At 65.6% G+C, this 26,085-nt stretch carries 28 protein-coding genes; 22 read left to right on the top strand and 6 right to left on the bottom strand.

Annotated features, from left to right (window positions below; genetic code table 11):
* Window positions 1-68 precede the first annotated feature (68 nt).
* Window positions 69-521 (top strand): helix-turn-helix domain-containing protein, encoded by a 453-nt coding sequence (locus J7I79_RS11400; RefSeq protein ID WP_078026444.1) that lies wholly within the window; start codon window positions 69-71, stop codon window positions 519-521.
* Between the two features lie 84 nt (window positions 522-605).
* On the opposite strand, the gene J7I79_RS11395 is transcribed toward J7I79_RS11400, so the two are convergent.
* A complete protein-coding gene (locus J7I79_RS11395) occupies window positions 606-1,127 on the bottom strand; it encodes a MarR family winged helix-turn-helix transcriptional regulator (RefSeq protein ID WP_214953225.1) in 522 nt (173 codons plus the stop codon).
* A 41-nt stretch (window positions 1,128-1,168) separates the two neighbouring features.
* On the opposite strand from J7I79_RS11395, the gene J7I79_RS11390 reads away from it, so the two are divergent.
* The 6 genes from J7I79_RS11390 (at window position 1,169) to dapF (ending at window position 6,875) form a co-directional block, all read left to right on the top strand.
* Window positions 1,169-1,393 carry a DUF3046 domain-containing protein gene (locus J7I79_RS11390; RefSeq protein ID WP_104172468.1) on the top strand — a complete coding sequence of 75 codons (225 nt, stop codon included), beginning with the start codon at window positions 1,169-1,171 and terminating at the stop codon, window positions 1,391-1,393.
* 210 nt (window positions 1,394-1,603) lie between these two features.
* A complete protein-coding gene (gene recA, locus J7I79_RS11385) occupies window positions 1,604-2,659 on the top strand; it encodes a recombinase RecA (RefSeq protein WP_104172467.1) in 1,056 nt (351 codons plus the stop codon).
* A 103-nt stretch (window positions 2,660-2,762) separates the two neighbouring features.
* On the top strand, window positions 2,763-3,302 hold the full coding sequence (locus J7I79_RS11380; RefSeq protein ID WP_396020194.1) for a regulatory protein RecX: 540 nt from the start codon (window positions 2,763-2,765) through the stop codon (window positions 3,300-3,302).
* Between the two features lie 17 nt (window positions 3,303-3,319).
* Window positions 3,320-4,888: a tRNA (N6-isopentenyl adenosine(37)-C2)-methylthiotransferase MiaB gene (gene miaB, locus J7I79_RS11375; RefSeq protein ID WP_214953223.1), complete on the top strand. Its 1,569-nt coding sequence runs from the start codon at window positions 3,320-3,322 to the stop codon at window positions 4,886-4,888.
* A 3-nt stretch (window positions 4,889-4,891) separates the two neighbouring features.
* Complete coding sequence (gene miaA / locus J7I79_RS11370) at window positions 4,892-5,854, top strand: tRNA (adenosine(37)-N6)-dimethylallyltransferase MiaA (protein WP_214953221.1); 963 nt, start codon at window positions 4,892-4,894, stop codon at window positions 5,852-5,854.
* Between the two features lie 76 nt (window positions 5,855-5,930).
* Window positions 5,931-6,875, top strand: coding sequence for a diaminopimelate epimerase (dapF, locus tag J7I79_RS11365; RefSeq protein WP_214953219.1), 945 nt, complete (start codon window positions 5,931-5,933; stop codon window positions 6,873-6,875).
* Here dapF and J7I79_RS11360 read toward each other — a convergent pair.
* Window positions 6,856-7,470 carry a class I SAM-dependent methyltransferase gene (locus tag J7I79_RS11360; RefSeq protein ID WP_214953217.1) on the bottom strand — a complete coding sequence of 205 codons (615 nt, stop codon included), beginning with the start codon at window positions 7,468-7,470 and terminating at the stop codon, window positions 6,856-6,858. The genes dapF and J7I79_RS11360 overlap by 20 nt on opposite strands.
* A 529-nt stretch (window positions 7,471-7,999) precedes the next feature.
* Between J7I79_RS11360 and hflX the strand changes: the two genes are divergently transcribed.
* Together hflX and J7I79_RS11350 are read left to right on the top strand one after the other, a co-directional pair.
* Window positions 8,000-9,568, top strand: a complete 1,569-nt coding sequence (hflX, locus tag J7I79_RS11355; RefSeq protein WP_214953216.1) for a GTPase HflX — start codon at window positions 8,000-8,002, stop codon at window positions 9,566-9,568.
* Window positions 9,561-11,618, top strand: a complete 2,058-nt coding sequence (locus J7I79_RS11350; protein ID WP_214953214.1) for an ATP-dependent DNA helicase — start codon at window positions 9,561-9,563, stop codon at window positions 11,616-11,618. The genes hflX and J7I79_RS11350 overlap by 8 nt, the downstream gene beginning before the upstream one ends.
* A gap of 33 nt (window positions 11,619-11,651) precedes the next feature.
* Here the strand turns inward: J7I79_RS11350 and lexA are convergent, their stop codons facing one another.
* Complete coding sequence (gene lexA, locus J7I79_RS11345; protein WP_104172827.1) at window positions 11,652-12,401, bottom strand: transcriptional repressor LexA; 750 nt, start codon at window positions 12,399-12,401, stop codon at window positions 11,652-11,654.
* A gap of 428 nt (window positions 12,402-12,829) precedes the next feature.
* On the opposite strand from lexA, the gene J7I79_RS11340 reads away from it, so the two are divergent.
* From J7I79_RS11340 to J7I79_RS11305, 8 genes are all read left to right on the top strand, one after another.
* Window positions 12,830-13,195 (top strand): LysM peptidoglycan-binding domain-containing protein, encoded by a 366-nt coding sequence (locus J7I79_RS11340; protein ID WP_214953484.1) that lies wholly within the window; start codon window positions 12,830-12,832, stop codon window positions 13,193-13,195.
* Window positions 13,196-13,357: 162 nt separating this feature from the next.
* Window positions 13,358-14,476 carry a histidinol-phosphate transaminase gene (locus J7I79_RS11335; protein ID WP_214953212.1) on the top strand — a complete coding sequence of 373 codons (1,119 nt, stop codon included), beginning with the start codon at window positions 13,358-13,360 and terminating at the stop codon, window positions 14,474-14,476.
* Between the two features lie 89 nt (window positions 14,477-14,565).
* Window positions 14,566-15,192: an imidazoleglycerol-phosphate dehydratase HisB gene (gene hisB / locus J7I79_RS11330; protein ID WP_104172458.1), complete on the top strand. Its 627-nt coding sequence runs from the start codon at window positions 14,566-14,568 to the stop codon at window positions 15,190-15,192.
* Window positions 15,189-15,962 carry an imidazole glycerol phosphate synthase subunit HisH gene (gene hisH, locus J7I79_RS11325; RefSeq protein ID WP_214953210.1) on the top strand — a complete coding sequence of 258 codons (774 nt, stop codon included), beginning with the start codon at window positions 15,189-15,191 and terminating at the stop codon, window positions 15,960-15,962. The genes hisB and hisH overlap by 4 nt, the downstream gene beginning before the upstream one ends.
* A complete protein-coding gene (locus tag J7I79_RS11320) occupies window positions 15,963-16,121 on the top strand; it encodes a hypothetical protein (protein ID WP_214953208.1) in 159 nt (52 codons plus the stop codon). It begins immediately after the preceding gene.
* Between the two features lie 54 nt (window positions 16,122-16,175).
* Complete coding sequence (gene priA, locus J7I79_RS11315; protein WP_214953206.1) at window positions 16,176-16,922, top strand: bifunctional 1-(5-phosphoribosyl)-5-((5-phosphoribosylamino)methylideneamino)imidazole-4-carboxamide isomerase/phosphoribosylanthranilate isomerase PriA; 747 nt, start codon at window positions 16,176-16,178, stop codon at window positions 16,920-16,922.
* A 13-nt stretch (window positions 16,923-16,935) separates the two neighbouring features.
* Window positions 16,936-17,919, top strand: a complete 984-nt coding sequence (locus J7I79_RS11310) for an SseB family protein (RefSeq protein WP_251042693.1) — start codon at window positions 16,936-16,938, stop codon at window positions 17,917-17,919.
* 58 nt (window positions 17,920-17,977) lie between these two features.
* Complete coding sequence (locus J7I79_RS11305; RefSeq protein WP_214953205.1) at window positions 17,978-19,276, top strand: MFS transporter; 1,299 nt, start codon at window positions 17,978-17,980, stop codon at window positions 19,274-19,276.
* 80 nt (window positions 19,277-19,356) lie between these two features.
* On the opposite strand, the gene J7I79_RS11300 is transcribed toward J7I79_RS11305, so the two are convergent.
* On the bottom strand, window positions 19,357-19,755 hold the full coding sequence (locus tag J7I79_RS11300; RefSeq protein ID WP_104172453.1) for a DUF1844 domain-containing protein: 399 nt from the start codon (window positions 19,753-19,755) through the stop codon (window positions 19,357-19,359).
* Window positions 19,756-20,142: 387 nt separating this feature from the next.
* Between J7I79_RS11300 and infC the strand changes: the two genes are divergently transcribed.
* From infC to J7I79_RS11280, 4 genes are all read left to right on the top strand, one after another.
* Complete coding sequence (gene infC, locus J7I79_RS11295; protein ID WP_396020193.1) at window positions 20,143-21,189, top strand: translation initiation factor IF-3; 1,047 nt, start codon at window positions 20,143-20,145, stop codon at window positions 21,187-21,189.
* Between the two features lie 113 nt (window positions 21,190-21,302).
* Window positions 21,303-21,497 carry a 50S ribosomal protein L35 gene (rpmI, locus tag J7I79_RS11290; RefSeq protein WP_009358635.1) on the top strand — a complete coding sequence of 65 codons (195 nt, stop codon included), beginning with the start codon at window positions 21,303-21,305 and terminating at the stop codon, window positions 21,495-21,497.
* Window positions 21,498-21,616: 119 nt separating this feature from the next.
* Complete coding sequence (gene rplT / locus J7I79_RS11285) at window positions 21,617-22,132, top strand: 50S ribosomal protein L20 (protein ID WP_214953203.1); 516 nt, start codon at window positions 21,617-21,619, stop codon at window positions 22,130-22,132.
* Window positions 22,133-22,177: 45 nt separating this feature from the next.
* The gene (locus J7I79_RS11280) at window positions 22,178-23,074 is read left to right on the top strand and encodes an RNA methyltransferase (protein ID WP_214953201.1); all 897 of its coding nucleotides are present in this window, start codon (window positions 22,178-22,180) and stop codon (window positions 23,072-23,074) included.
* A gap of 110 nt (window positions 23,075-23,184) precedes the next feature.
* Here the strand turns inward: J7I79_RS11280 and J7I79_RS11275 are convergent, their stop codons facing one another.
* On the bottom strand, window positions 23,185-23,454 hold the full coding sequence (locus J7I79_RS11275; protein ID WP_214953199.1) for a GlsB/YeaQ/YmgE family stress response membrane protein: 270 nt from the start codon (window positions 23,452-23,454) through the stop codon (window positions 23,185-23,187).
* A 234-nt stretch (window positions 23,455-23,688) separates the two neighbouring features.
* Between J7I79_RS11275 and J7I79_RS11270 the strand changes: the two genes are divergently transcribed.
* Window positions 23,689-24,606, top strand: coding sequence for a cation diffusion facilitator family transporter (locus J7I79_RS11270; protein WP_104172449.1), 918 nt, complete (start codon window positions 23,689-23,691; stop codon window positions 24,604-24,606).
* Between the two features lie 61 nt (window positions 24,607-24,667).
* Here the strand turns inward: J7I79_RS11270 and J7I79_RS11265 are convergent, their stop codons facing one another.
* On the bottom strand, window positions 24,668-25,879 hold the full coding sequence (locus J7I79_RS11265) for an MFS transporter (RefSeq protein WP_214953197.1): 1,212 nt from the start codon (window positions 25,877-25,879) through the stop codon (window positions 24,668-24,670).
* Between the last annotated feature and the right edge of the window lie 206 nt (window positions 25,880-26,085).

The following is a 26,085-nucleotide window of genomic DNA, read 5'->3' as shown; positions in this document are numbered from 1 at the left end:
GATGAGTAAATAATTATGGTTCGCCTGATGAAGGCGGGCCTGACGAACGAGGGAGCAAGGCGATACAGATGGTAAAGCAGCCCGTATCCGTGAACGGCGTTGTCCGCTGGAAGGATGTGGGCCTCGCCGATCAGGCAAAGAGCGAACAGAAGGAGCGCAAGATGGTTGTACTTCGTCACGAAATCGGTGATGTTCTGCGCGACGTTCGCCAGCGTCAGGGCCGAACCCTCCGCGAAGTCTCACACAGTGCCCGGGTTTCCCTGGGTTACCTCAGTGAAGTGGAGCGCGGCCAGAAGGAAGCCTCTTCGGAGCTGCTGTCTTCGATCTGCTCGGCCCTGGACGTCCCGCTGTCCAGCATGCTCCGCGAAGTCAGCGACCGCGTTGCCGTCGCTGAGGGCGTTGCTGTTCCGGACACCGTTCCGCAGGAATTCTCGCAGCGTTATGGCCGCGACCTTGACCGCGAACTCAACACTGAACTGTCTGACGAACTGGCCAAGGGACTGCTCTCGGGCGCCCGCTGACCTGCGTCGTTCATACTCAGTCATACCAGACTCACACGAAGGGCCTCCGGCTAAGCCGGAGGCCCTTCGGCGTTAAAACCAGGGTTAAGTACCGGGCCGGTTGGCTTCGTCCTTCGGGAAGCCGTCGCGCTCATACGTTGCGTTGAGCTTCGCCATGTATGTGGCAAGGGTCTGAAGTTCTTCGACCGGCCATTCGCCCAGCCGCTCACGGAAGACCTCCCGCCGTGCGTCCTGGACCTGGTGCATCTTCTCCTCGCCCTTGGGGGTCAGTTGGATGGTCTGGGCCCGGCCGTCGAGGGGATCGGCCTCCTTGGACACCAGGCCGATGCTTTCGAGGAAGGCAATCTGCCGGCTGACAGACGGCTTGCCGACGCCGATGCATGATGCCAGTTCCGTGAGCCTGATGGGACCTTCCCGGCGGATGACAGTGAGGAGGCCGTACGCTGCCGGTTCCATGTCCGGGTGCACTTCCCGCGACAGTTGCTGGGACAGGGCGCGGCCACGGCGCCAGAACAGGCTGATCTGATGTTCCACGGTTCGCAGGGCCGCGTCGACGCTGTTTTCGGTGGCCCCTGGGGCATCGGGTTCCATGGCTGGGTTGCTCATGGCAACCATTCTATTGGCCGCAGCCGTGAGAGACTTTATCGGTGAGAATCAGCGACTTCTGGCGGCTAATGGACGATGAGTTCGGTGCAGGCTACTCCCGTGTCCTCAGCAGCTCACTGGTGCTGGCAGGTGTCGGCAGCCGGACAGCGGACCAGGCACTGGCAGCCGGTGTTCCTCCGCGGCAGGTCTGGCTCGCCATGTGCGACGTGCAGGACGTCCCGGCGGACCGGCGGCTTGGCAGGGACGTCAAGCCGTCCCGCAACTGATCCACGGCACCCTGACGCTGGATGGCTCCGCCCTGACACGCCGGGCAATTGTTCGAATATCTGTTCGGGTAGGGCTATGCTTTTTTCAGAGCGTTTTCCACATACGCAATGTCATCCGGCAAGAATGTCGGTGGGTGCCGTTAGCGTCGGTGATGACAGATAAAGGGCCGCTCAGGCCACTCCACAGCGAGAAAACTAGAGGTGTGAACCATGGCGGCAGCCCCGGATCGTCAGAAGGCGCTCGATGCAGCGCTTGCCCAGATCGACAAGCAGTTCGGCAAAGGCTCCGTCATGCGGCTGGGCGACGAAGTGCGTGCGCCCATAGAAGTAATCCCCACCGGCTCCATTGCCCTGGACGTTGCCCTGGGAATTGGCGGCCTGCCGCGCGGCCGCGTGGTGGAAATCTACGGCCCGGAATCGTCAGGTAAGACCACCGTTGCCCTGCATGCCGTCGCGAATGCCCAGCGCTTGGGCGGTATCGCTGCGTTCATCGACGCCGAGCACGCCCTGGACCCCGAATACGCCGCCAAGCTGGGTGTCGATACCGACGCGCTGCTGGTATCCCAGCCGGACACCGGTGAGCAGGCCCTGGAAATCATGGACATGCTGATTGGCTCGGGCTCCCTCGATGTGATTGTCATCGACTCCGTGGCCGCCCTCGTGCCCCGCGCGGAAATTGAAGGCGACATGGGCGACAGCCACGTCGGCCTGCAGGCTCGCCTGATGAGCCAGGCGCTCCGTAAGATCACCGGACGTTTGAGCCAGACCAAGACCACCGCCATCTTCATTAACCAGCTGCGTGAGAAGATCGGCGTCTTCTTCGGCTCACCCGAAACCACCACCGGTGGTAAGGCGCTGAAGTTCTACGCCTCCATCCGCATCGACGTCCGCCGCATCCAGACGCTGAAAGAAGGCGCTGATTCGGTGGGCAACCGCACCAAGGCGAAAATCGTCAAGAACAAGATGGCCCCGCCCTTCAAAATCGCCGAATTCGACATCATCTACGGCCAGGGCATCTCCCGCGAGGGCGGCATCATCGACATGGGCGTGGAGCACGGCCTGATCAAGAAGTCCGGTTCCTGGTTCACCTACGACGGTGACCAGCTGGGCCAGGGCATGGAGAACTCGCGACGCTTCCTGCGCGACAACCCGGAGCTTGCCTCGGAGCTGGAGCGCCTCATCAAGGAAAAGCTCGGCGTCGGCGTCAAGCCCGCCGAGGCCGAAAAGGAAGCGTCTCCGAAGCTCAAGGCCGTTGACGGTTTCTAGGGGAACTCGGCGGAGCGGGCCAGGATTCCGATCCCGGAAACCTGACCCGGCTGCGTTCGGCGATGCAGGCCAGGACGGGACCTTTCCCGCGGAGGCCGGACACGTGCCGGAGCCGGAAGCGGAACACGATGCTGAGCCGGATCCGGCCTCCGTGGCGCGGGCCATCGTGCTGCGGCAGCTGACCGCCTCGCCGAAAAGCAGGTTGCAGCTGGCCCGCAAGCTGGCCGAGCGCAATGTTCCGGAGGACGTGGCCGAGGCCGTACTGGACAGGTTCGAGGAAGTCCGGCTCGTGGATGACGCCGAGTTTGCGGACATGTGGGTCCGGAGCAGGTCCCAGACCCGGAAGCTCGCCAAGGGTGCGTTGCGGCGCGAGCTTGCGGACAAAGGTATTGAAGCCGACATTGCGGCCCGGGCCTTGGAGCAGGTCAGTGACGAAGCGGAGGAGTCTGCCGCCCGTGAACTCGTCCAACGCAAGCTCAAAGGCACAGCAGACCTCACGGACCGCGCCGAGCGGGACAAGGTCACGCGTCGGCTGGCCTCGATGCTGGCCCGGAAGGGATACCAGCCGTCGCAGGCCTTCCGGATCGCCGCGGAGGTCCTCGACACCGCAGCCGGCGGGCGGGCGGAAACGGAATTCCTATGAACCGGTACCCTTAACAGGTGAGTTTGACCATTCCCTCCCCAGCGTCCGGCACCAGCACTTCCGCCAGCCCGGATGGAGCCCCCGCAGCGGCGCCGCCGCGCACTTACCAGGTGCGCACTTTTGGCTGCCAAATGAACGTGCACGACTCCGAGCGCATGGCCGGGATGCTCGAAGGCGCCGGGTATGTCCCGGCGACCGATGAGCACGCCGACGTCGTGGTGTTCAACACGTGCGCCGTCCGGGAGAACGCCGACAACAAGCTCTACGGCAACCTCGGAATGCTGGCCCCGGTCAAAGCTGCCAACCCGGGGATGCAGATCGCGGTGGGCGGTTGCCTGGCCCAGAAGGACCGCGAAACCATCCTGAAGAAGGCCCCGTGGGTGGACGCCGTCTTCGGCACCCACAACGTCGGTGCCCTGCCTGCGCTCCTCGACCGCGCCCGTCACAACAATGAGGCGCAGCTCGAGATCCTGGAATCACTCGACGTTTTCCCCTCGACCCTCCCCACCAAGCGGGACTCCGTGTACTCGGGCTGGGTGTCGATATCGGTGGGCTGCAACAACACGTGCACCTTCTGCATCGTTCCTGCGCTGCGCGGCAAGGAGAAGGACCGCCGTCCGGGCGACATCCTCGCCGAGATTCAGGCACTGGTGGATGACGGCGCCATCGAGGTGACACTCCTGGGCCAGAACGTGAACTCCTACGGCGTGGAATTCGGCGACCGCCAGGCGTTCTCCAAGCTGCTGCGTGCCTGCGGTGAAATCGACGGGCTGGAGCGGGTTCGGTTCACCAGCCCGCACCCCGCTGCCTTCACTGACGACGTCATCGACGCCATGGCCGAAACCCCGAACGTCATGCCGCAGCTTCACATGCCCCTGCAATCGGGCTCGGACAAAGTACTCAAGGACATGAAACGGTCGTACCGCTCCACCAAATTCCTGGGCATCCTGGACAAGGTCCGGGAACGGATTCCGCATGCCGCCATCTCGACGGACATCATCGTCGGCTTCCCCGGCGAAACCGAAGAGGACTTCCAAGCCACGCTGGACGTCGTCGAAAAGTCGCGCTTCGCCACTGCGTTCACGTTCCAGTACTCGAAGCGCCCCGGCACCCCCGCCGCTGACCTGCCGGACCAGCTCCCCAAGGCCGTGGTCCAGGAGCGCTTTGAGCGCCTGACCGCCCTGCAGGACCGGATCGCGGCCGAGGAAAACGCCCGCCAGCTGGGCCGCCGGGTGGAGGTCATGGTCACGGCACAGTCCGGCCGCAAGTCGGAGGAAACACACCGGCTGTCGGGCCGGTCGCAGGATCAGCGGCTGGTGCATTTCTCAGTCCCGGAGGGTGCGGAGAAGCCCCGGCCCGGAGACCTTGTGACCGTCACCATCACGGAAGCTGCTGCCTTCCACCTGGTGGCCGATCCGGCATCGCCGGCAGACTACGCGCTCCGCCGGTCGCGTGCCGGTGACGCCTGGGACAGGTCCCAGGCGGACTCCTGCGGCGCCCCGGTGCCCGGCGCCGGCTCCGCTGCGAACGGCGGCAAGAGCGGCGTGTCCCTCGGTATGCCGGCGCTCCCCGTCCGCCGCAGCTAGGCAATGGCCACGCCCACAGGGAACGGCCAGGACGCCTTTGTGCCGTCGGCTGACGCGCGCGGTTCTGACGCCGGTCAGCCGCCTGTCATTGCGGTGGTCGGCCCCACCGGATCCGGGAAATCGGACCTCGCCGTGGCACTCGCGCTGGAACTTGACGGCGAGGTCATCAACGCGGACGCCATGCAGTTCTACCGCGGCATGGACATCGGCACAGCCAAGATCACGGTGGAGGAGCGCAGGGGAGTCCGGCACCACCTGCTGGACACCCTCGACGTCACCCAGGAAGCCAGCGTGTCCGATTTCCAGCGGGAGGCGCGCGCCGCCGTCGCCGATGTCCACGCCCGGGGCAGGCGGGCCATCCTCGTCGGCGGATCGGGCCTGTATGTCCGGGCCGCGCTGGACGTGCTCGAGTTTCCCGGAACGGATCCGGACATCAGGCGCCGTCTCGAAGCGGAGGCCGACGAAACCGGCCTCGCCGCGCTGCGCACCAGGCTGGACGCCGTGGACCCGGTTTCCGCCGCCCGGCTGGGAGACGCCCGCAGGGTTGTCCGCGCGCTGGAGGTCTTCGAGCTGACAGGACGCCCGTTCAGCTCCTTCATGCCGGCCCGGGAGTACTTCCAGCCGGCAGTCCAGATCGGGCTCGAGGTGGACCGGGAGCTCCTGAAGGACAGGCTGGCACAGCGTGTCCACGGCATGGTCGCCAACGGACTGCAGGCCGAAGTGCAGCGGTTGGACGGAGCAGGCCTGAGGAACGGCAAAACCGCGTCCCGTGCCCTGGGCTACTCCCAGTTCCTCAAAGTACTCGATGGTGAATGGGATGCCGGCCAGGCCACGGAAGACACCATTGTGGCCACGCGAAAATTCGCCCGCCGGCAACTCACCTGGTTCAGGGCCGATCCCCGCATCACCTGGCTCGACTGGCAGGACCCGGACCTGGTGGACAAAGCAGCGGCCATCTGCCGCTGAGCCGTGCTGCTCAGCCCGCGCCAGCCCCTTGCGCACGGTTTTCGGGCCCGTCCACCCGTGACTGTAATCTTGAACCATGGACGAAACCCTTGCACCCACCCCTGACCGCACACTCCAGGGGCTGAGCGGCCTGGCCTTCTCCAAGGGCCACGGCACCGGCAATGATTTCGTGCTTGTTGCTGACCCCGGGGGCACCTGGCCCATCGCACCCGAGCAGGTCGCGGAACTCTGCGACCGCCACCGCGGAATCGGCGGCGACGGGCTGATCCGCGCCGTGCCGTCGCGCTACCTCCCCGAAGGGCGCGAGCTGCAGACGGTCCACCCGGACGCCGAGTGGTTCATGGACTACCGCAACGGCGACGGCTCCCTGTCGGAAATGTGCGGCAACGGCGTGCGCGTCTTCGTCCACTTCCTCGTTGCCGAAGGACTGGTCCGGCTCGAGACCGGCGATGCGCTGACCATCGGCACGCGAGGGGGCGTCAAAACGGTCGTGCGGACCGAGAACGGCTACGCCGTCGACATGGGACCGTGGGAGTTCATTTTCCCGGGAGAGGCCACGGCACGGGCCATGGACTCGCTTGTGACCGCCGACGGCCTGGAAGTGCCGCGGCCGGCGCTGTCTGTCAGCATGGGGAACCCGCACACTGTGGTGGCGCTTGCAGAGCTCAGCGAACTTGAGGCAACCCAGCTGTTCAAGGCACCGCACGTTGACCCGAAGCCGGCCAACGGCACCAATGTGGAGTTCGTCGTACCCTCCGAACCGCTGGTGCATGACGGGGTGGGGACCATCACCATGCGCGTCCACGAGCGCGGCGTGGGGGAGACGCAGTCATGCGGCACCGGCGCCTGCGCAGCTGCGGTTGCCATCCGTCACTGGGCCGGGCAGGGCGCTCCGGAAGCCTGGAACGTCAAGGTGCCGGGCGGCGTCGTCGGCGTGAAATTCTTTCCGGGGCCGGAAGGCCACGAGCATGTGGAACTCAGCGGTCCGGCCGTGATCGTGGCTAGTGGGACGCTTTCCTGACCCGAAGGATCCTGAACGACTTCGAGGTGCTCTCCCGGGTGACGGTGAAGCTGCTGTCCAGTTCGGTGCCCAGCCAGCGCTGCAGCGAATCCGAACCAAGGTTTTTCTGGACTACCAGCCAGGCGGACCCGCCCGGGGCCAGCCGGGGCAGCCACAGCAGCAGCAGGGAGTGAAGTTCGTCCTTGCCTATGCGGATGGGCGGATTGGACCAGATGGTGTCGAAGCGGAGGCCCGGATCAACGTCGGCCGGCAGGCTGGCCGTGACGTTGCCAAGCCCCAGCAGGCCGGCGTTTTCGTTGGTCAGTGCGACACAGCGCTCATTCACGTCCACGGCATGGACGTGTGCGTGAGGGGCCCTGAGGGCCATGGTCAGGGCGATCGGACCCCAGCCGCAGCCGATGTCCAGCAGGTTGCCCTGGGGAGACGGGGCCGGCACGTCAGCCAGCAGCACAGCGGTGCCCTTGTCGATCCCGTCGGGGCTGAAGATGCCACTGGAGGTCTGCAGCTTGCGGGTTTCACCGGCGAGCTCCACGGTTAGCGGCTTGCGGGTGAACGGCCCGGCGGGCTGGGCGCTGAAATAGTGTGCAGACTCCATAACTCGCCAGATTAGTTGTCCCGGGCGCGGATGGGAAACGCGGGGGAACGGGACAGGGAAACCGGTCTGCTAGTCTTGAATTCATGTTCTTGATCTTTGAGTAGCCGGCACGGGCCCTGGCCCGTCCCGCAGCGACGCAGGTAATCACCTTCCGCTCAGTGCGCTGTCCTGCCGTGATCCTCCGGCCGGACGTGCTGCCCGAACTACTTGGAGTCCAGCAATGCTGATCATCTGACCTGCCATCGGAATCCCGTCATCCGGACGGCGCGCGTGAACTTCCCCGTGGGAACACTGCTCCGTGCGACAGACTGTCCGCTGAACATTCCGGTGTCACCGACGCCACCGCATCCTGCGCAACGGCGCCTGCCAGGCAGGCCGCCTCGCCACCGCCCATACCGCCGCCCGCTGCGCCGCAGCCGCCGGCACCCCAGGAGCCCGAATGACCAATAGTCGTCAGCCCAGCGCGAATACCGCCCCGCAGACAAGTAATCAGCATTATTCTGAAGGTGTCGAATCTTCAAAGGAGAACATGACCAACCAGCCCAACACCGGATCAGATTCAGCCTCACAGGACATGAGTCCTGAGGAAATCCAGGCTGTCATCGACCGGATTCTGTCCAAGGATGTCCCTGCCCGCTCCGCCAAATCCGACCCGGAAGATCCGCAGGGAGTTTTGGGGTCGGCGCAGGCGATTTCCCGCCAGGACAGTGAACACAGCATCTTCGACGGGGACCAGCAGGACCTTGAAGAACGCCGGGCCCTGCGCCGTACGGCAGGCCTGTCCACCGAACTCGAGGACGTCACCGAGGTTGAATACCGGCAGCTGCGCCTTGAACGCGTGGTCCTGGCCGGTCTCTGGTCCGAGGGAACCTTGGCGGACGCCGAAAACTCACTGCGTGAACTTGCCGCGCTCGCGGAGACAGCAGGCTCGGAAGTGCTTGACGGCATCGTCCAGCGCCGCGCGAAGCCCGACCCCGGCACCTTCCTGGGTTCCGGCAAGGCCCTGGAACTCAAAGACATCGTGATGTCCACGGGTGCCGACACCGTGGTGGTGGATGCCGAGCTGGCACCCTCACAGCGGCGCGGACTTGAAGACATCGTGAAGGTCAAGGTCATCGACCGCACGGCCCTGATCCTGGACATCTTCGCCCAGCACGCCAAGAGCCGCGAAGGCAAGGCGCAGGTGGAGCTTGCGCAGCTCGAGTACCTGCTCCCGCGCCTGCGCGGCTGGGGCGAATCAATGTCCCGGCAGGCCGGTGGCCAGGTGGGCGGCGCGGGTGCCGGCATGGGGTCCCGTGGCCCCGGTGAAACCAAGATCGAACTGGACAGGCGGCGGATCCGCACCCGGATGGCCAAGCTGCGGCGTGAAATCGCCGCCATGAAGCCGGCGCGGGAAACCAAGCGGGCCAACCGCCGTCGTAATTCCGTCCCGTCCGTTGCCATCGCCGGGTACACGAACGCCGGAAAGTCCTCGCTCCTGAACCGGCTGACCGACGCCGGTGTCCTGGTGGAGAACGCCCTGTTCGCGACGCTGGATCCAACTGTCCGCAAGGCGGAAACGGCCGATGGCCTGGGCTACACCCTGGCCGACACTGTGGGCTTCGTCCGTTCCCTTCCCACGCAGCTGGTGGAAGCCTTCCGGTCCACCCTGGAGGAAGTGGCAGACGCGGACCTCATCCTGCACGTCGTGGATGTCTCGCACCCCGATCCGGAAGGCCAGATCGCCGCGGTCCGCGCCGTGTTCAGCGAAGTGGACGCGCGCAAGGTCCAGGAAATCATCGTGCTGAACAAGGCCGACGCCGCGGATCCGTTCGTGGTGGAACGCCTGAAGCAGCGCGAACCCCGCCACGTGGTGGTCTCCGCACGGACGGGGCAGGGCATTGCTGAACTGCTGAAAGCGATCAGCGAGGCCATCCCGCGGCCGAGCGTCAAGATGGAACTGCTGATTCCCTACAATCGCGGGGACCTGCTCAGCAAACTCCACGAAACGGACGCCGAAATCCTTCGCCTGGACCATGAGGAGGAGGGCACGCGTGCCCTCGTCATGGTGCGCGAGGGGCTTGCCTCTGAACTGGAATCCTTCATCAGCAATGTCTGATCCCGGGGCTGGAGAAACCAGCGGCTCTGCCGGCGAGCAGTTCGTCATCGAGCTGCTCGACCGGGCGGTTTCCGGCATGGGCGGACAGAGCCGCAGCGGCCAGCACGAGATGGCCCGGCAGGTGGCACGCGCTATTGACAGCGGCGACCACCTGCTGGTCCAGGCCGGAACGGGCACCGGAAAGTCCCTGGCCTACCTCATTCCGTTGATCGCCCATTCACTGGTCAGCGACAAACCCACGCTCGTCTCCACGGCCACCCTCGCCCTGCAGACCCAGATCGTGGGCAGGGACCTCCCCAGACTCCTGGAAACGATCACTCCCGCCCTTGAACGTCCCGTCAAGGTGGCACTCGTCAAGGGCAGGTCCAACTACGTCTGCCGGCACAAACTCGACGGCGGGTTCCCTTCCGAGGAGCCGTCCGAGGGACAGCTTTTCTCGCTGGGTGAGGACACCAGCGTCCCGCACTTTGCCGCTTCTTTGGGCGGCCCTGCGTCGCAGCTGGGTAAGGAAGTGGTCCGGCTCCGCGAGTGGGCGGAGAAGACGGCCTCGGGGGACCGTGACGAGCTGATGCCCGGTGTGACGGACCGTGCATGGCGGCAGGTGTCCGTGACGTCGATGGAATGCCTCGGAGCGCAGAAATGCCCCATGGCGGCCGAGTGCTTCAGCGAACTGGCCCGGCAGAACGCGGCCGAGGCCGACGTGGTGGTCACCAACCACGCCATGCTGGCCGTCAGTGCCTTCGAAGGCCTCGCCGTGCTGCCGGAGTACGACGTCGTGGTGGTTGACGAGGCCCACGAGCTGCAGGACAGGGTGACGGGAGCAGTCTCCGGCCAGCTGTCCGTGGCCATGGTCCACGCCGCCGCTTCGGGCGCCCGCAAAAACACCGGCATCACGGTTGATGCGCTCAACAACGCAGCCGCGAACCTTGAGGTGGCCATCGCCGGAGTTCCGAGCGGCCTGCTGCCCAACGGGCTCAACGACGAACAGCTCGACTGTGTGGACCAGCTGCGGGAAGCCTGCCGCGCGGCCCTTTCCGACTCCAAAGGGGACAGCGCCAACACGGCCGACGGCGGGCGGCAGCTTGCGCGGTCACGCCTGATGGTCATCCTCGAGCTTTGCGAACGCCTGATTGCCGCCCGGGAAAACCGCGAGGTGGTCTGGTTCTCGCGGGCCAGCACCTTTGACCCGCAGCAGGGCTACTCGCAGCCGGACGACGCCGCGCCGGCCCTGGTCAACATCGCCCCCCTGAGCGTGGCCGGGAAGCTGCGCGACGGGCTGTTCGCCGGCCACACAGTGGTCCTCACATCAGCCACGCTCGCGATCGGATCGGCCTTCGAACCGGCCGCGGGAGGGCTCGGGCTGGTGGGGCCCGGGGCGCCCAGCTGGACCGGTGTGGACGTCGGATCCCCGTTCGATTACCCCAAGCAGGGCATCCTGTATGTTGCCAGCCACCTGCCGAAGCCCGGACGCGGAACGTCGCCCGAAGCGCTGGACGAGCTCGAGAAACTGATCCGGGCCTCCGGCGGCGGGGCACTGTGCCTCTTCTCGTCGCGCCGGGCCGCGGAGGACGCTGCCGAGGCCATGCGGCCGCGCCTGGATGTCAGCATCCTCTGCCAGGGGGAATCAACCATGACCGCCCTGGTGCGCCAGTTCGCCGACGAACCGGACACGTGCCTTTTCGGCACCATGTCACTCTGGCAGGGGGTCGATGTTCCCGGCGGTTCGTGCAGGCTGGTGGTCATCGACCGGATCCCGTTCCCCAGGCCGGATGATCCCCTCATGACGGCGCGCTCCCGGGCGGTGGCCCAAGCGGGCGGCAACGGGTTTATGTCGGTGTCGGCCACGCATGCAGCCATCCGGCTTGCCCAGGGGGCAGGCCGCCTGATCCGTTCTACGGGCGACAAAGGCGTGGTGGCTGTCCTTGACTCCCGGCTGTCCACGGAACGCTACGGGGGCTTCCTCAGGGCTGCCCTGCCGCCGTTCTGGCCGACCACTGATCCTGCGATTGCGGTGGCGGCCCTGAGCCGGCTGGCTAAGGCCCCCGCGTAGTCCGGGCTGGCGGCTGACGCGGGGGAGCGGCGGCTACAGCGAGCGGAGAACCGAAACGACCTTGCCCATGATGTTGGCGTGATCGCCGAGGATGGGCTCGTATTGCGTGTTCTGCGGGAGCAGCCAGGTGTGGCCGTCGCGCTGGCGGAATGTCTTGACGGTGGCTTCATCATCGAGCAGGGCGGCCACAATGTCGCCGTTGACGGCATCACTCTGCCGGCGGACCACCACCCAGTCGCCGTCGCAGATGGCCGCGTCGATCATGGAGTCGCCGGACACCTTCAGCATAAAAAGCTCGCCGTGGCCGACGAGCTGCCGCGGCAGGGGCATGACGTCCTCGACCATCTGGTCTGCCAGGATGGGGCCGCCTGCCGCAATCCGGCCCACCAGGGGGACCATTGCCGTATCCGTCGCCGTGGCCAGTTCGGAAACGGACAAGCCGCCAATCGTGCGCAGCCGGGCAGGCTTCTCCACGCCGGAGATCTTGGCGGTTCCCTCGTCCAGGGTCAGCGGCATGAGCACTTCCATGGCGCGCGGACGCTTGGGGTCGCGCCGGAGGTAGCCCAGCTTCTCGAGCTGTGAGAGCTGGTGGGTGACGCTGGAGAGGCTGGCCAGGCCCACGGTGTCGCCGATTTCACGCATGGACGGCGGATAGCCGTTGTCGTTGACGGACCGCTGGATGGTTTCCAGAATCTTCTTCTGCCGCACCGTGAGGCCCTTGGGCTTCGCTGGTGACTGCTGGCTCCGCTGCGTAGCCCTGCCGCCGGTGGCTTGTGCTGCCATGTTCGCCAACGCCTTTCGTTCCACCCGGCCTCCGTGGCTGCAGCTGCCGGGAACTTCCGGCCTGAAAATGTCAGACCCTGCTGATCAACTGCAGAAGTGGTTGTTCTGTAGCTCAAACGTAGGTCAGCCGCACACGTTTTTCAAACATTTGTTCTAGTGAGTCTCGACAATGTTCGTTAATAAGTGCTAGAACAGAACCAGCAAAGTTCGAATATGTGTTCTAGTCGCAAACCCCATTCGGTTCTATGTTCGAAGAGTTCGATGTTCGAAGGCCGGGACGGGCGGATGGCATCTTTGGGAACATGCCGGGCGGCACAGTCAGGTCCAGGAGGGCTCAGTTCATGTCAGCAACAAGCGCTATTCAGGGTTCCGGTCAGCAGCGTTCGAAAGAGCAGCGTTCCACCAGCCGGGTAGACCACGGCTCCGGAATGCAGGTCTTTAACTGGGAGGACCGTCCTTCAGGGAAGGCCAGGTCCGCCCAGCCGCCGCTCCGCCTGACCCGCCGGGGCCGCATCGTCCTGGTGGGCCTCCCGCTGATTCTGCTGTCGGTGGTGCTCATTTCACTGGCCGGCTTCCTGAACTCACCGGCCAAGGCCGCGGATTCCGTGTCCGAGCTGTCGCTGACCCCAACAGTGTCTGTCACGGTGCAGCCGGGGGAGTCCCTCTGGGGAATTGCCGGGACCGTGGCGCCGGAGCGCGATCCCCGCGACGTGGTGGCGGACATCGTCCAGCTTAACAACCTTGACGGCGGCAAGGTCATGCCGGGCCAGCAGATCTTCGTCCCCTCTAAGTAGAACAGCGGCCCGGACGCCTCCGTGTCCGGGACGTGGCGGGACCTGCCGGGCCCGCCGGGACCTGCCGCCCTGCTGTTGCGGAATCCGGTCCCCGGCGTACCGGAGCGGGCCGGCAGGCGTCACAGTTTCAGTGGCCCGGCCACCCTCACTTAAACTGTTGAAGTGACTGACCAGCTAGAGCGACTGAACCGACTTCCCCTCCGGACCAACCTGCGGGGCCTCACCCCGTATGGAGCGCCGCAGCTGGACGTTCCCATCCTGCTCAACGTCAACGAGAACACCCATGGCGTTCCGGCGGATGTCCTCGCGGCCATTTCCGAGGCCGTGACGGCAGCTGCTGCGGGACTGAACCGGTACCCGGACCGTGAGTTCACCGAACTCCGTGAGCGCCTTGCAGAGTACCTCGGGCACGGCCTGGGAGCGGAGAACATCTGGGCCGCCAACGGGTCCAACGAAGTGCTTCAGCAGATTCTGCAGGCCTTCGGCGGGCCGGGCCGCACAGCCCTTGGCTTCCCGCCCACGTACTCCATGTACCCGCTCCTGGCGAGCGGAACGGACACGGAATACATCGTCGGCCAGCGGGCCGACGACTACGGCCTCAGCGCCGAATCGGCAGCCCGTCAGGTCAGGGAACTTCAGCCCAACATCGTTTTCCTGTGCTCGCCCAACAATCCCACCGGCACCGGCCTGGGACTGGATGTGGTCGAGGCCGTCTACGCCGCCGGCGAGGCCAGCCAGACGGTTGTGATCGTTGATGAGGCGTACCACGAGTTCGCCCACGACGGCACGCCCAGCGCGCTGACGCTCCTTCCCGGCCGTGAGCGCCTGATCGTGTCCCGCACCATGAGCAAGGCCTTTGCCCTCGCCGGAGCACGGCTCGGCTACATGGCCGCCGCCCCCGAAGTTACTGACGCCCTGCGCCTGGTGCGGCTGCCGTACCACCTGTCCGCCATCACCCAGGCCACGGCCCTGGCCGCGCTAACCCACCGTGAAGCCCTCATGGCCGACGTCGAGGACATCAAACTGCAGCGCGACCGGATCGTCACGGAGCTGACGCGAATGGGTCTCAAGCCCGCCGCGTCCGATTCCAACTACGTCTTCTTCGGCGGGCTGGAAAACCCGCACGAGGTCTGGCAGGGACTGCTGGACGCCGGGGTCCTGATCCGGGATGTGGGGATCCCCGGCCACCTGCGCGTCACGGCCGGAACTGAGACGGAAACCACAGCGTTCCTGGAAGCCCTCGAACTGATCCTGACCGGGCAGCCCAGCGTCCCGGCCTAAACTGGAATCAGACCCACGTCACCAGGGCTACCGGTTCTCCCAAGCCGGCTCCCAGACAACACTTCTCCTTCATCTAAAGGACACAACACATGAGCACCACCGGATCCATTGCTGCCGAGGCCCGGACCGCACGCATGGAGCGTGCCACGAGCGAATCGTCCGTGCTGGTCGAGATCAACCTTGACGGCACGGGCGTCTCGGACATCAGCACCTCGGTTCCGTTCTACGACCACATGCTGACTGCCCTGTGCAAGCACTCGCTCATCGACATGACCGTCAAGGCGACCGGTGACATCCACATCGACGTCCACCACACGGTGGAGGACGTTGCCATCACGTTTGGCGAGGTACTCCGCACCGCCCTGGGCAACAAGGCCGGGATCCGCCGGTTCGGCGAAGCAACGGTTCCCCTCGACGAAGCCCTAGCCCACGCCGTGGTTGACGTCTCCGGGCGACCCTACCTCGTGCACGGCGGCGAGCCCGCGGGCCAGGAATACCACCTGATCGGCGGACACTTCACGGGTTCCCTGACCCGCCACGTCTTCGAGGCCATCACCCTGCACGCTGGTATCTGCCTGCACATGAACGTCATCGCCGGCCGGGACCCGCACCACATCGTCGAGGCCCAGTTCAAGGCCTTCGCCCGTGCGCTGCGGGCGGCCGTGGAGCCGGATCCCCGCGTTGAAGGCATCCCCTCCACCAAGGGTGCACTGTGACCGGCCCGGTCCTCCAGGATGGGGCCATCCTGGATCCTGCCGGGAGCGCGAAGCCTGCGTCTCCGGAAGGAAAACCCACCGTCACCGTGCTGGATTACGGTTCCGGCAACGTCCGCTCGGCGGTCCGTGCCCTTGAGCGTGCAGGTGCCGAGGTCATCCTCAGTGCCAAGCCGGAGGATGTCCTGAATGCTGACGGACTGCTGGTCCCCGGCGTCGGAGCCTTCGAGACGGTCATGCGCGAACTGAAGGCCGTGGACGCCATCCGGATGATCGGCCGGCGCGTCGCCGGCGGCCGCCCGGTCCTTGGCATCTGCGTGGGCCTCCAGGTGCTGTTCGAAGCCGGAGTGGAGCACGGCACCGAAGCTGAAGGCATGGGGGAGTGGCCCGGAAAGGTGGAACTGCTGCCTGCCGAAGTGGTTCCCCACATGGGCTGGAACACGGTCACGGTGCCGGAAGGCTCCAAACTGTTCGACGGCGTCGAAAACGAGCGCTTCTACTTCGTGCACTCCTACGGCGTGCAGCACTGGGACTTCGATGTCATCCAGCCCCGCATGGCGGCGCCGCTCGTCACCTGGTCCGAGCACGGCGCCCCGTTCGTCGCCGCCGTGGAGAACGGGCCGTTGTGCGCCACCCAGTTCCACCCCGAAAAATCCGGCGACGCCGGTGCCCGGCTGCTCCGCAACTGGGTCAACGGCCTGCGCCGCGGCAATGGCCCCGCCGCGCAGACAGCCACGCCAAAAGCCGCTGCCGCAACCGGACCGGCCGCCTAGATGTGGTCGATTGTCCTGACGGGCCTCGCCGGCCTCCTGGTTGGCGGAGCTCTGTCCTTCCGGCAGCAGCGCAAGCCGCTCTGGACCCAGATCGTTTTCTACGTACTGGCCGGAATGGCCCTGCTGGCCGCCTACCTGCTTACCCTGCAGGCGAACTAGCCCGGCCTGCATCGCTCCACAAACGCAGCTTCACTACAACCTGAGGACCCGAAGATGACCACCGAAACGCCGCTGCCCGTACTCGAACTGCTGCCCGCCGTCGACGTCGTGAACGGCCAGGCGGTCCGCCTGGTCCAGGGCGAGGCCGGCAGCGAAACGAGCTACGGCACCCCGCTGGAAGCTGCGCTGAACTGGCAGGAACAGGGCGCCGAGTGGGTGCATCTGGTGGATCTGGATGCAGCCTTTGGCCGCGGCTCGAACGCCGAGCTGCTCCGCGAAGTCGTGGGCCGGTTGGATATCAAGGTGGAGCTGTCCGGTGGCCTGCGCGATGACGAGTCACTGGAGAAGGCCCTGAACCTGGGTGTTGCCCGGGTGAACCTGGGTACTGCCGCCCTGGAGAACCCGGAGTGGACGGCGCGCGCCATCGACCGCTATGGCGACAGGATCGCCGTCGGCCTCGACGTGCGTGGAACCACCCTGGCGGGCCGCGGCTGGACCAAGGAAGGCGGCGACCTGTGGGACGTGTTGGCTCGGCTCGAAGAAGCCGGGTGCGCACGCTACGTGGTCACCGACGTCACCAAGGACGGCACCCTTCAGGGGCCCAACGTTGAACTGCTCCGCCAGATGGTGGAGAAGACCGGCAAACCGGTCGTGGCCTCCGGCGGCATCTCCAGCCTTGACGACCTCAAGGTCCTGCGATCCCTCGTCCCGCTGGGCGTCGAAGGCGCCATCGTGGGCAAAGCGCTGTACGCCGGGGCATTTACGCTGCCGGAAGCGCTGGACGTAGCAGGCCGCCGCTAGGCAGGCAGCCACCATGGACCAGCGACCCTCATTGCCTGCCGGCGGCAACCCGGCCGGCCAGGAGTCTCCGACCGGGGACCTTGCCGGCGGCCCGTCGAAGGCTGCGCCGCGGGCATCCCGCGAGCTTCCGGGCCACATCGCCGCCGCGCTTGCAGGTTCCGGCGGCGCCACAGACTCCGCCGGGCAGCCCTGGGCAGGCCGCAGCCTCGCCGGTGAAGACGCTAAGATCCACAACTTCGAGGACGACGACGGTACGGCCGACGCCGGGTACCTCGCCGCGGTTGCGGCTCTTCGCTCGGCGGCAGGCGACGAAGCCGCCGTGGTCGCATCGTTGGCCGCGGCCCGGGTCTTCGTTCCCATCGTTGCCCAGCTTGCCGAGGAAGGCGAAGCCGCCGCTACGCCGCACAGTGACAGCCCGCACGGTGAGACCCTGCACGGTGACAAGCAGGCGGATATGGCGCTCGTGACGCTCAAGGCACCGGATGGCCGGACGGCGATGCCGGTGTTCACGTCGGCGGCGGCGTTGGAGTCGTGGCATCCGGAAGCCCGGCCGGTGGCAGTCTATGCCGCGAGGGCGGCGCTGTCCGCCGTGGCCGAAGGTGCGGAACTCCTGGTCCTGGACCCCGGCTCGGAGTACACGTTCGTTGTCCGCCGGCCGGCCGTCTGGGCCCTCGCCCAGCAGCGCGAGTGGCTGCCGTCCTATGCGGATCCCGAGCTGGCTCTTGCCATGGGCGAGGCAACGGCGGGCTATCCGCCGGTAAGGCGTGTCGAACTTGAACCCGGCGGCGGCGTTGCCTCGGCCACAGCCGGCGGGGCCGTCGTCCCCGGCGGCGGCCCGGGGCCTGAGCTCAGGGTGGTGCTGTACCTGGAAGACGGACTCGACGCTGCCGGTGTCCAGTCAATAGTGGCGGGACTGAACTCCGATTGGTCCCGGAATGCGGTGTTCGCCGAGCGCGTTGACTCGATCGAGGTAAAGTTGCAGCGCGCAGCAGAGTAGCTGGCGGTAAGGGGGACACGTCCCGGACTTGCCGCCGGCAGGATGAAGGACGTAACCCGTGAATTTCGCTCTCTACAAAGAGCTCCTGGCGATCAAGCCTGTGCGGCGCCTGTTGATCGTGGGAATGATAGCCCGCATACCGCACTCCGCGGCGGGTGTGCTGCTGACTTTGCACATCGTCCTCACCCTGGGTGAGGGATATGCCGCCGCCGGCGCAGCGGCAGCCGTCATGACCATCGGCATCGCCGTGGGCGCGCCGTGGCGCGGACGCCGGGTTGACACAGTGGGCCTTCGGAGGGCTCTGATTCCTTCGGTGATCTCCGAAGCCGTCATCTGGTCCGTGGTGCCGCACGTGCCGTACGAATGGCTGCTGGCATTGGTGTTCGTCGGGGGACTCCTCACGCTGCCCATCTTCAGCGTGGTGCGCCAGTCCCTTGGCGTACTGGTTGGCGGCGATCAGCGGCGGACGGCATTCGCCTTGGACGCAATCACCACCGAACTGGTCTTTATGATCGGCCCCGCCGCCGGCGCGATTGTGGCCACCACCGGCCATTCGGTCATCGGTCTGACGGTGGTTGGCGTGTCCACCTCAGTGGCCGGACTCTTCCTGATGTGGTTCAACCCTCCCACCCGCAGTGCGGCGGCGGATGCTGGCTACGAAGCGGACCAGCAGGAAGGCGCCGAAGTGGCCGTGGTCGCAGCGGCTCCGGCGCATCTGCAGGAAGCTGCGGCGGAACTCGCGCCCATGGCGGCTGGCGGGCTCCGGCGTTCGGGGCTGCGGGACAAGGTGGCCCACAACTTTGCCTGGTTCACCGCAGCGGTGGCCGCAGTCTTTGCCGTGGCGGCCGGGGCCGGGATGGTGCTCAGCGGCACGGACGTGGGCATTGTCGCTGCGTTGGAGACCGGCGGGCATCAGGCGGAGATCGGCCTGGTGTTTATCTTCTGGTGTGCGGCCTCCGTAGTTGGAGGGGTGCTCTACGGCGCCATGCACCGGCCAGTTTCGCCGATTCTCCTGCTGCTCGGAATGGCTGCCCTGACCATCCCGATGGGCTTCGCCCAGGACACCCTGACGCTGTGCCTTCTTTCGCTGCTTCCGGGGCTGCTGTGCGCACCAGTCCTGTCCTCCGCCTCGGAAAAGGTGGCCGACCTCGTGGAGGAGAGCCGCCGCGGCGAGGCGATGGGCTGGTACGGGTCCGCGCTCACTGCCGGAGTTGCACTGGGTGCTCCGCTGGCAGGCGTGTTCATCGACGGCATCGGGCCCTCCGCCGGGTTTGTCTCGGTGGGTACCGCCGGCGTCGTCCTCTGCCTCCTGGGCCTGGTGCTGCAGCACCTGCGCCGCCGCCGGATGGCCGCCTGACGGCTGACCGGAACCGGCCTGAAACAACGACGGCGGGCGGACCTTCGTTGGTCCGCCCGCCGTCGCGTTCTGTGGATCGCCTAGTTGACCGGCCCGGTGTACTTTTCGCCCGGCCCCTTGCCCGGGGCGTCCGGAATGATCGACTCCTCCCGGAACGCAAGCTGCAGGGAACGGAGTCCGTCGCGCAATGGACCGGCGTGCTGGGAACCGATCTCCGGGGCGGCAGCGGTAACGAGTCCGGCCAGAGCCGTGATCAGCTTGCGGGCCTCATCAAGGTCCTTAAGCTCTTCGGCGTTCTCCTCGGCGGCGAGCCCGAGCTTGACTGCCGAGGCGCTCATGAGGTGCACAGCGGCGGTGGTGATGACCTCGATTGCGGGAACTTCGGAGATATCGCGGATCTGCTGCGACACCTGTTCCTGGCCGCCTCCCTGGCCGGTGGAGGGCTCGAAAACGTGTGAATTACTGTCTGAAGTGCTCATACTGGTAAGCTTGTCACAGACCGACTGAATGTCGTTATTTTGCTATGTGAAACTCGTGGCTGCGAATGTGCAGCTTTCGTGGTTCTTCTGTAGAATTGATTTTCAGTTTGCAAGCGGAGTTCTCTCCCACCCGCGTCAGCCGTTTTCCCAGGAAGCAATTCCCGCGGAAGCAAGGTTGCCGGGTACCTGGTCGGGCATTCCACGGCGGCGTCAGCCGGGTGGAACGCGTACAGCCTCCCCGGAGGCGTTGTACATCCGATCTTCGAGGCCTTCGATTGCTCCGGCAATTGGGGGCCTTCTCTATTTTGTCGGTGGAATACTCACCTCAACCACAGGAGTTCTAACATTAGCGAGCCAAGAATCAATGAGCGTATCCGCGTCCCCGAGGTGCGGCTGGTCGGCCCTGCAGGCGAACAAGTAGGAATTGTCCGTATTGAGGACGCCCTGCGTTTGGCTGCCGAGTCCGACCTTGATCTCGTTGAAGTTGCACCGCAGGCCAAGCCTCCGGTGTGCAAGCTGATGGACTTCGGCAAGTACAAGTACGAAGCCGCCGTCAAGGCACGCGAGGCCCGGAAGAACCAGACCAACACGGTTCTGAAGGAAATCCGTTTCCGGCTGAAGATCGACACCCACGACTACGAGACGAAGCGCGGCCACGCCCTCCGCTTCCTCGGCGCCGGGGACAAGGTCAAGGCCATGATCCAGTTCCGTGGCCGCGAGCAGCAGCGTCCGGAAATGGGCATCCGCCTGCTCCAGCGCTTCGCCGACGACGTCGCCGAAGTGGGAGTTGTCGAGTCCAGCCCCCGCATCGACGGCCGAAACATGGTCATGGTTGTAGGACCGCTGAAGAACAAGGCTGAGGCCAAGGCCGAAGCACGCCGTGCGACGCAGCGCGCTGAAGCAAAGGCCCAGAACGAAGCCAAGGCCAGCGGCCGGGTGGATGTCAGCCGCGACCAGCCCGCCATGACGCAGTCCCTCGCGGACCTGCTGCCTGAGGGTTACGTTGTTTCGACTGAAGAGGCAGCGCCCGAGGCAGACGTTGAGGCCACTACGGCGTCAACGAGCGTCGAGGCACCCGCCGAAGCGGTTGCGGCACCGGAAGCCGAAGCCCCGGCCAAGGAGGCTCCGAAGCAGGAAGCTCCGGCTGAGGAAGCGCCCAAGCAGGAAGCTCCCAAGCAGGAGGCTCCCAAGGTAGCGAAGCAGGCAGCGCCGAAACGCGAAGCCCCCAAGGCTGCAGAAGCACCGCGTCCAGCAGTCAGCAAGCCGGTTGTGGCCAAGGCGCCTGAAGCGCCGCGGCCTGCTGCGGCTGCCCCTGTGGCGCCGAAGCCTGCTGGAGTTCCCGCGCCGCCGCCCAAGCCGGTAGCACGGCCCGCAGCGCCCAAGCCTGCAGCACGGCCGGCCGCTCCCAAGCCGGGCAGCAAGAAGACCAACTAGTTCAAAGCTGCGCGAAGTGCCTTCGCGCAGCAAGCAACCAGCACGCCGCCCGCAGGGGTGGCTGCACGAAAGACTGCAGACATGTCTGCGGATACGTAAGGAGATCGGTTCCCATGCCGAAGATGAAGACCCACAGTGGTGCTAAGAAGCGCTTCAAGCTGACCGGCAGCGGCAAGCTGCGCCGCCAGCAGGCCAACCGCCGCCACTACCTCGAGCACAAGTCCTCCAGGCTGACCCGTCGCCTCGCCGGCGACAAGATCGTCTTCAAGGGCGACGCCAAGGTCATCCGGAAGATGCTCGGCATCTAAGTTCCAAGTTCTCTGACTGTTAGCCACCTGGCAGCAGTCAACTACCAAAAAGGCTTCTCAGGCCAGCCGGTTGTTCCGGCAGTAGTCGCTTGGGATCAGAATTCTGAAGGAGTACGCACGTGGCACGTGTGAAGAGGGCGGTAAACGCCCACAAGAAGCGCCGGGTTATCCTTGAACGCGCAAAGGGCTACCGTGGACAGCGTTCACGCCTGTACCGCAAGGCTAAAGAGCAGCTGCTGCACTCGTTTGTGTACAGCTACGGTGACCGCAAAAAGAAGAAGGGCGACTTCCGCCGCCTGTGGATCCAGCGCATCAACGCTGCATCGCGCGCCAATGGCCTGACCTACAACCGCCTGATCCAGGGCCTGAAGGCCGCTGAGGTCGAGGTTGACCGCCGCATGCTGGCAGAACTGGCCGTCTCTGACGCCAACGCATTTGCCGCCCTGGTGCAGATTGCCAAGGACTCGCTGCCTGCTGACACCTCCGCTCCGGCCGTCGCTGCCGAAGCCGCCCCGAAGGCAAAGGCTCCGAAGGCCAAGGCCGCCAAGGCCGCCAAGGCAGAGGAAGCTCCCGCTGAAAAGGCCCCCAAGGCCAAGGCTGCTAAGAAGCCGGCTGCTGACGAGGCTGCCGAGTAACATCCCCGTTCAAGAACCGGCTGCCAAAGCAACTAAGGTTCTTATATGAACGAAACCGGGCGCCCGCAAGACTTTCCACTTTCCAACCCCCGAGCTGATCGGGTGAGGAAGGTGGCACAACTTGCCGGGCGCCCGGCCCGTTTAAAGCGCCGCGAGTTCCTGGCGGAGGGTCCGCAGGCGGTCCGCGAGGCCCTGACGCTGCATCAGAAGCGGATTGCTGCGGGGGAGCCCGGCATCGTCTATGAGGTCTACGCGAGCGAGTCCTGCCTGGACCGGCACCCGGACCTGGAGACACTCGCGGAGGGCACCACCGCCTACCTCGCCAGCGACGAAGTGCTCGCCGCTATGGCAGACACAGTCACCCCGCAGGGCATTCTCGCGGTCTGCGGTTTCCTGGACGTGAGCCTTGAGCAGGTACTCGACGCCGGTCCGCAGCTGGTTGCCGTCCTGTGCCAGGTCCGCGACCCCGGTAACGCGGGAACCGTGCTCCGCGCGGCCGATGCCGCCGGCGCCGACGCCGTGGTCCTGACCGCGTCCAGCGTGGACATCTACAACCCCAAAGCTGTCCGTTCGACGGCGGGATCCCTCTTCCATCTGCCGATCGTCCTGGGCGCCGACGTGGCCGAGCTGGTGGCCCGATGCAAGGAACGGGGGATCGGGGTCCTCGCCGCAGACGGTTACGGCCAGCTGAACCTGGACCGACTCCAGGACGAGAACGCGGCCCGCCGTCTGGGGGACTCCGCCGCGGAATCTATTTATGCGCTGGAAGAGCCCACAGCCTGGCTTTTCGGCAACGAGGCCCAGGGCCTGTCCGAGGATGAAATCGCGCTGGCCGATTACCGGGTGGCCGTACCCGTCTACGGGAAAGCGGAGAGCCTGAACCTCGGAACCGCCGCCACGGTCTGCCTCTACGCCAGCGCCCGGTCGCAAAAGCGCAGCTGACCAGCAGCCGCACCCACAACGCAAAGGCGGGGGCCCCCCTTCCGGTGGGCCCCCGCCGTCGTAATCTTCACCATTGGGCATCTCTATGCCCTGAGCGGTGGTGAGTGTAGTTATGTGGTGGTCTTGTTCCGGCCGGTGATGAAGCCGTAGATGCCGGCTACGACCAGGCCGCCGACGATGGCCAGAAGCCAGGAACCGAGGTTCCAGAATTCCATCCTGCCGCCGCCGAACAGAAGGTCGCCGATCCAGCCGCCGATGATGGCGCCGACGACACCAAGCACGAGGCTGGTGACCCAGCCGCCGCCGACCGTACCAGGCATGATTGCCTTGACGATTGCTCCTACAATGAGTCCGAGAATGATCCAGCCAAGAAAGCCCATGTCTCCTCCTACATATTCGTCGGAACTCACTACGGGTCCCGATTATGGCTTCAAGCTAACACAAGGTTTGATTCCTTGTCAGCAGGCTTAGTTTCATTGTTTTTGGTGTCATCCGCCGTGACGCGTGGTGTGTCCGGTCGCGGCTGGCGGGTACGGTATTCATTGCGGGCATCAGCGTTGTGCGGTGATCGCACGTGCAAATTTTCCGGCAATCCCTGAAGAGGTGAAGCTCACTTGGCTGCAAATGGCGGTACCAAGGCGATCGTCGCGGCTCTGGCTGCAAACCTGACCATCGCTGTACTGAAGTTCGTTGCTTTTTTCCTGACGCTGTCGTCGTCAATGCTGGCCGAGGCCATCCACTCCGTCGCCGACTCCGGCAACCAGATCCTCCTGCTGGTGGGCGGCAAACGCGCCAAGCGTGCCGCGAGCCCCGAACACCCCTTTGGCTACGGACGCGAACGGTACATTTATGCGTTCATCGTCTCGATTGTGCTGTTCAGCGTGGGCGGCCTGTTTGCTCTGTACGAGGCCTGGGAGAAGATTCAGCACCCCCACGCCATCGAAGGCGACTTCTGGTGGGTTCCCCTGGCTGTGCTGATCGGGGCAATCGTCGCCGAATCGTTCTCGTTCCGGACGGCGATCATCGAGTCAAACCATGTGCGCGGCAAGCAGAGCTGGGTGCACTTCATCCGCAACGCCAAGCAGCCCGAACTGCCCGTCATCCTGCTCGAGGACCTCGGTGCCCTGCTGGGCCTGGTGTTCGCACTGTTCGGCGTAAGCCTGACCCTGATTACCGGTAACGGTATCTGGGACGCCCTTGGCACCGCGATGATCGGCTTCCTGCTGGTGGCCATCGCCATCGTGCTGGCCCTGGAGACCAAGTCGCTGCTGCTCGGAGAATCCGCCACGAAGGCCGACTCGGCCAGGATCAGCGGCGCCCTCGAGGCCGACGGAACCAGGATCATCCACCTGAAGACCATGCACCTTGGCCCGGAAGAACTGCTGGTTGCGGCCAAGATCAGCGTGGGCGCCGCCGCCACCGGCGCGGAGATCGCCAAGGTCATCGACGACGCCGAAAGCCGGATTCGCGAGGCTGTGCCCATTGCGCGGGTCATCTACCTTGAACCCGACGTGGAACGCGCGCACGTCTGATCCAACCCGCCCGGGCTGCCACGCCCGCCGAAGGCCGCTGGACCGAACCTGTTAGGGCAGGCTAGGAGACCAGCGGCCTCTTGCGTTCCAGCAGGCCGCTGAGGAGGGCAACGGCGAGACCCAGGATGGCCAGGACCGCCCCCACGAGTGCAGGCGCCACATAGCCCCACCCCCACGCGATGACCAGGCCGCCCAGGAAGGCGCCGAGGGCGTTCGCCACGTTCAGGGCCGCGTGGTTGAGCGAGGATGCCAGGGACGGGGCATCGGGGGAGGCGTCCAGCAGCCGGGTCTGCAGGGCCGGGACCAGGAGGGAGCCTGCCCCGCCCACCACAAACACCATCACGAAGGCGGACCACGGCCAGTGGACCGCCACCGCATAGACGACCAGCGCGACCGCGATGCCGGGCAGGACCCAATAGATTGTGCCCATGACGGACTTGTCCGCGATGCGTCCGCCAACGATGTTTCCGGCCACCATGCCCAGGCCGTACAGCGCGACGACAAGCGGCAGCCAGGCGGCCGGGATGCCCGCCACGGAGGTCATGGTGTGCGCAATGTACGTGTAGGTGGCGAAGAAGCCGCCGAAGCCCACGATGCCGATGAGGATGGCGAGCCAGACCTGCAGCCGCTTCAGGGCGCCAAGTTCCCGACGGATGCTGGCGTCAGGGTGCGCTGCCTGGAACGGGACAAACTTCCAGAGCATGCCAAGCGTGACCAGCCCGATTACGCCCACCAGGACAAAAAGCAGGCGCCAGCCAAAGGCCTGGCCCAGCCACGTGGCGAACGGAACGCCGATGACGTTCGAGATCGTCAGCCCGGCCATGACCATGGAGATCGCCCACCCGCGCTTGGTCGGCGCGACCAGCGACGCAGCGATCACGGCCGCCACACCGAAGAACGCTCCGTGCGGCAGGCCGGCCGCGAACCGGGACAGCAGCATGGTGCCGTAATCCGGAGCGATGTAGGACGTGAGGTTGGCCAGGCTGAAGAACAGCATGAGACCCAGCGCGAGGTGCTTGCGGGGAAGCTTAGCGCCGACGGCTGCAAGGAGGGGCGCCCCGATGACAACGCCGAGGGCGTAGGCAGAGATGAGGTGGCCGGCTTCCGGGGTGCCGATGTTCAGGCCCTGCTCCACCTCCTTGAGCAGTCCCATCATGGTGAATTCCGTGACGCCGATGCCGAAACCGCCCATCGCAAGGGACACGATGGCCAGGGCAAGGTGTTGGGCTCCTGCCTTTGGCTTGGCGGGGCTGAGGGTGGGCGTGGAGGTCATTGGCCTGCTCTTCGAGAGTTCCGGTTCTGGCGGGTCTGCTTCAGGCGGTCACCGTTCCCGGCGGTGCGGGAAGCACACGTAGTGGCTGAGGCGCGACTGAATAAATCTGATTACTGCAACGATGGGGGAGTGGTCCGTATTCCGGTGTGGCGGCCATTTTCGGGAACGGCGGTGGAATCGGCCACAACCATTGTCCCCCATAGACT

It is taken from the genome of Arthrobacter sp. ISL-69 (assembly GCF_018613775.1).
GTDB lineage: Bacteria > Actinomycetota > Actinomycetes > Actinomycetales > Micrococcaceae > Arthrobacter.
Note: the sequence above shows the minus strand (reverse complement) of the source record. Positions and strands in the feature narration are given on the sequence as shown.

Coding starts and splice junctions, on each gene's coding strand:
- J7I79_RS11320 (WP_214953208.1), top strand. CDS start 15,963: ATGTGGTCGATTGTCCTGACGGGCCTCGCCGGCCTCCTGGTTGGCGGA.
- J7I79_RS11395 (WP_214953225.1), bottom strand. CDS start 1,127: ATGAGCAACCCAGCCATGGAACCCGATGCCCCAGGGGCCACCGAAAAC.
- miaA (WP_214953221.1), top strand. CDS start 4,892: ATGGCCACGCCCACAGGGAACGGCCAGGACGCCTTTGTGCCGTCGGCT.
- J7I79_RS11350 (WP_214953214.1), top strand. CDS start 9,561: ATGTCTGATCCCGGGGCTGGAGAAACCAGCGGCTCTGCCGGCGAGCAG.
- recA (WP_104172467.1), top strand. CDS start 1,604: ATGGCGGCAGCCCCGGATCGTCAGAAGGCGCTCGATGCAGCGCTTGCC.
- dapF (WP_214953219.1), top strand. CDS start 5,931: ATGGACGAAACCCTTGCACCCACCCCTGACCGCACACTCCAGGGGCTG.
- J7I79_RS11280 (WP_214953201.1), top strand. CDS start 22,178: ATGAACGAAACCGGGCGCCCGCAAGACTTTCCACTTTCCAACCCCCGA.
- hisB (WP_104172458.1), top strand. CDS start 14,566: ATGAGCACCACCGGATCCATTGCTGCCGAGGCCCGGACCGCACGCATG.
- J7I79_RS11360 (WP_214953217.1), bottom strand. CDS start 7,470: ATGGAGTCTGCACACTATTTCAGCGCCCAGCCCGCCGGGCCGTTCACC.
- rpmI (WP_009358635.1), top strand. CDS start 21,303: ATGCCGAAGATGAAGACCCACAGTGGTGCTAAGAAGCGCTTCAAGCTG.
- hflX (WP_214953216.1), top strand. CDS start 8,000: ATGACCAACCAGCCCAACACCGGATCAGATTCAGCCTCACAGGACATG.
- J7I79_RS11400 (WP_078026444.1), top strand. CDS start 69: ATGGTAAAGCAGCCCGTATCCGTGAACGGCGTTGTCCGCTGGAAGGAT.
- J7I79_RS11265 (WP_214953197.1), bottom strand. CDS start 25,879: ATGACCTCCACGCCCACCCTCAGCCCCGCCAAGCCAAAGGCAGGAGCC.
- J7I79_RS11310 (WP_251042693.1), top strand. CDS start 16,936: ATGGACCAGCGACCCTCATTGCCTGCCGGCGGCAACCCGGCCGGCCAG.
- J7I79_RS11300 (WP_104172453.1), bottom strand. CDS start 19,755: ATGAGCACTTCAGACAGTAATTCACACGTTTTCGAGCCCTCCACCGGC.
- J7I79_RS11275 (WP_214953199.1), bottom strand. CDS start 23,454: ATGGGCTTTCTTGGCTGGATCATTCTCGGACTCATTGTAGGAGCAATC.
- priA (WP_214953206.1), top strand. CDS start 16,176: ATGACCACCGAAACGCCGCTGCCCGTACTCGAACTGCTGCCCGCCGTC.
- J7I79_RS11340 (WP_214953484.1), top strand. CDS start 12,830: ATGCAGGTCTTTAACTGGGAGGACCGTCCTTCAGGGAAGGCCAGGTCC.
- lexA (WP_104172827.1), bottom strand. CDS start 12,401: ATGGCAGCACAAGCCACCGGCGGCAGGGCTACGCAGCGGAGCCAGCAG.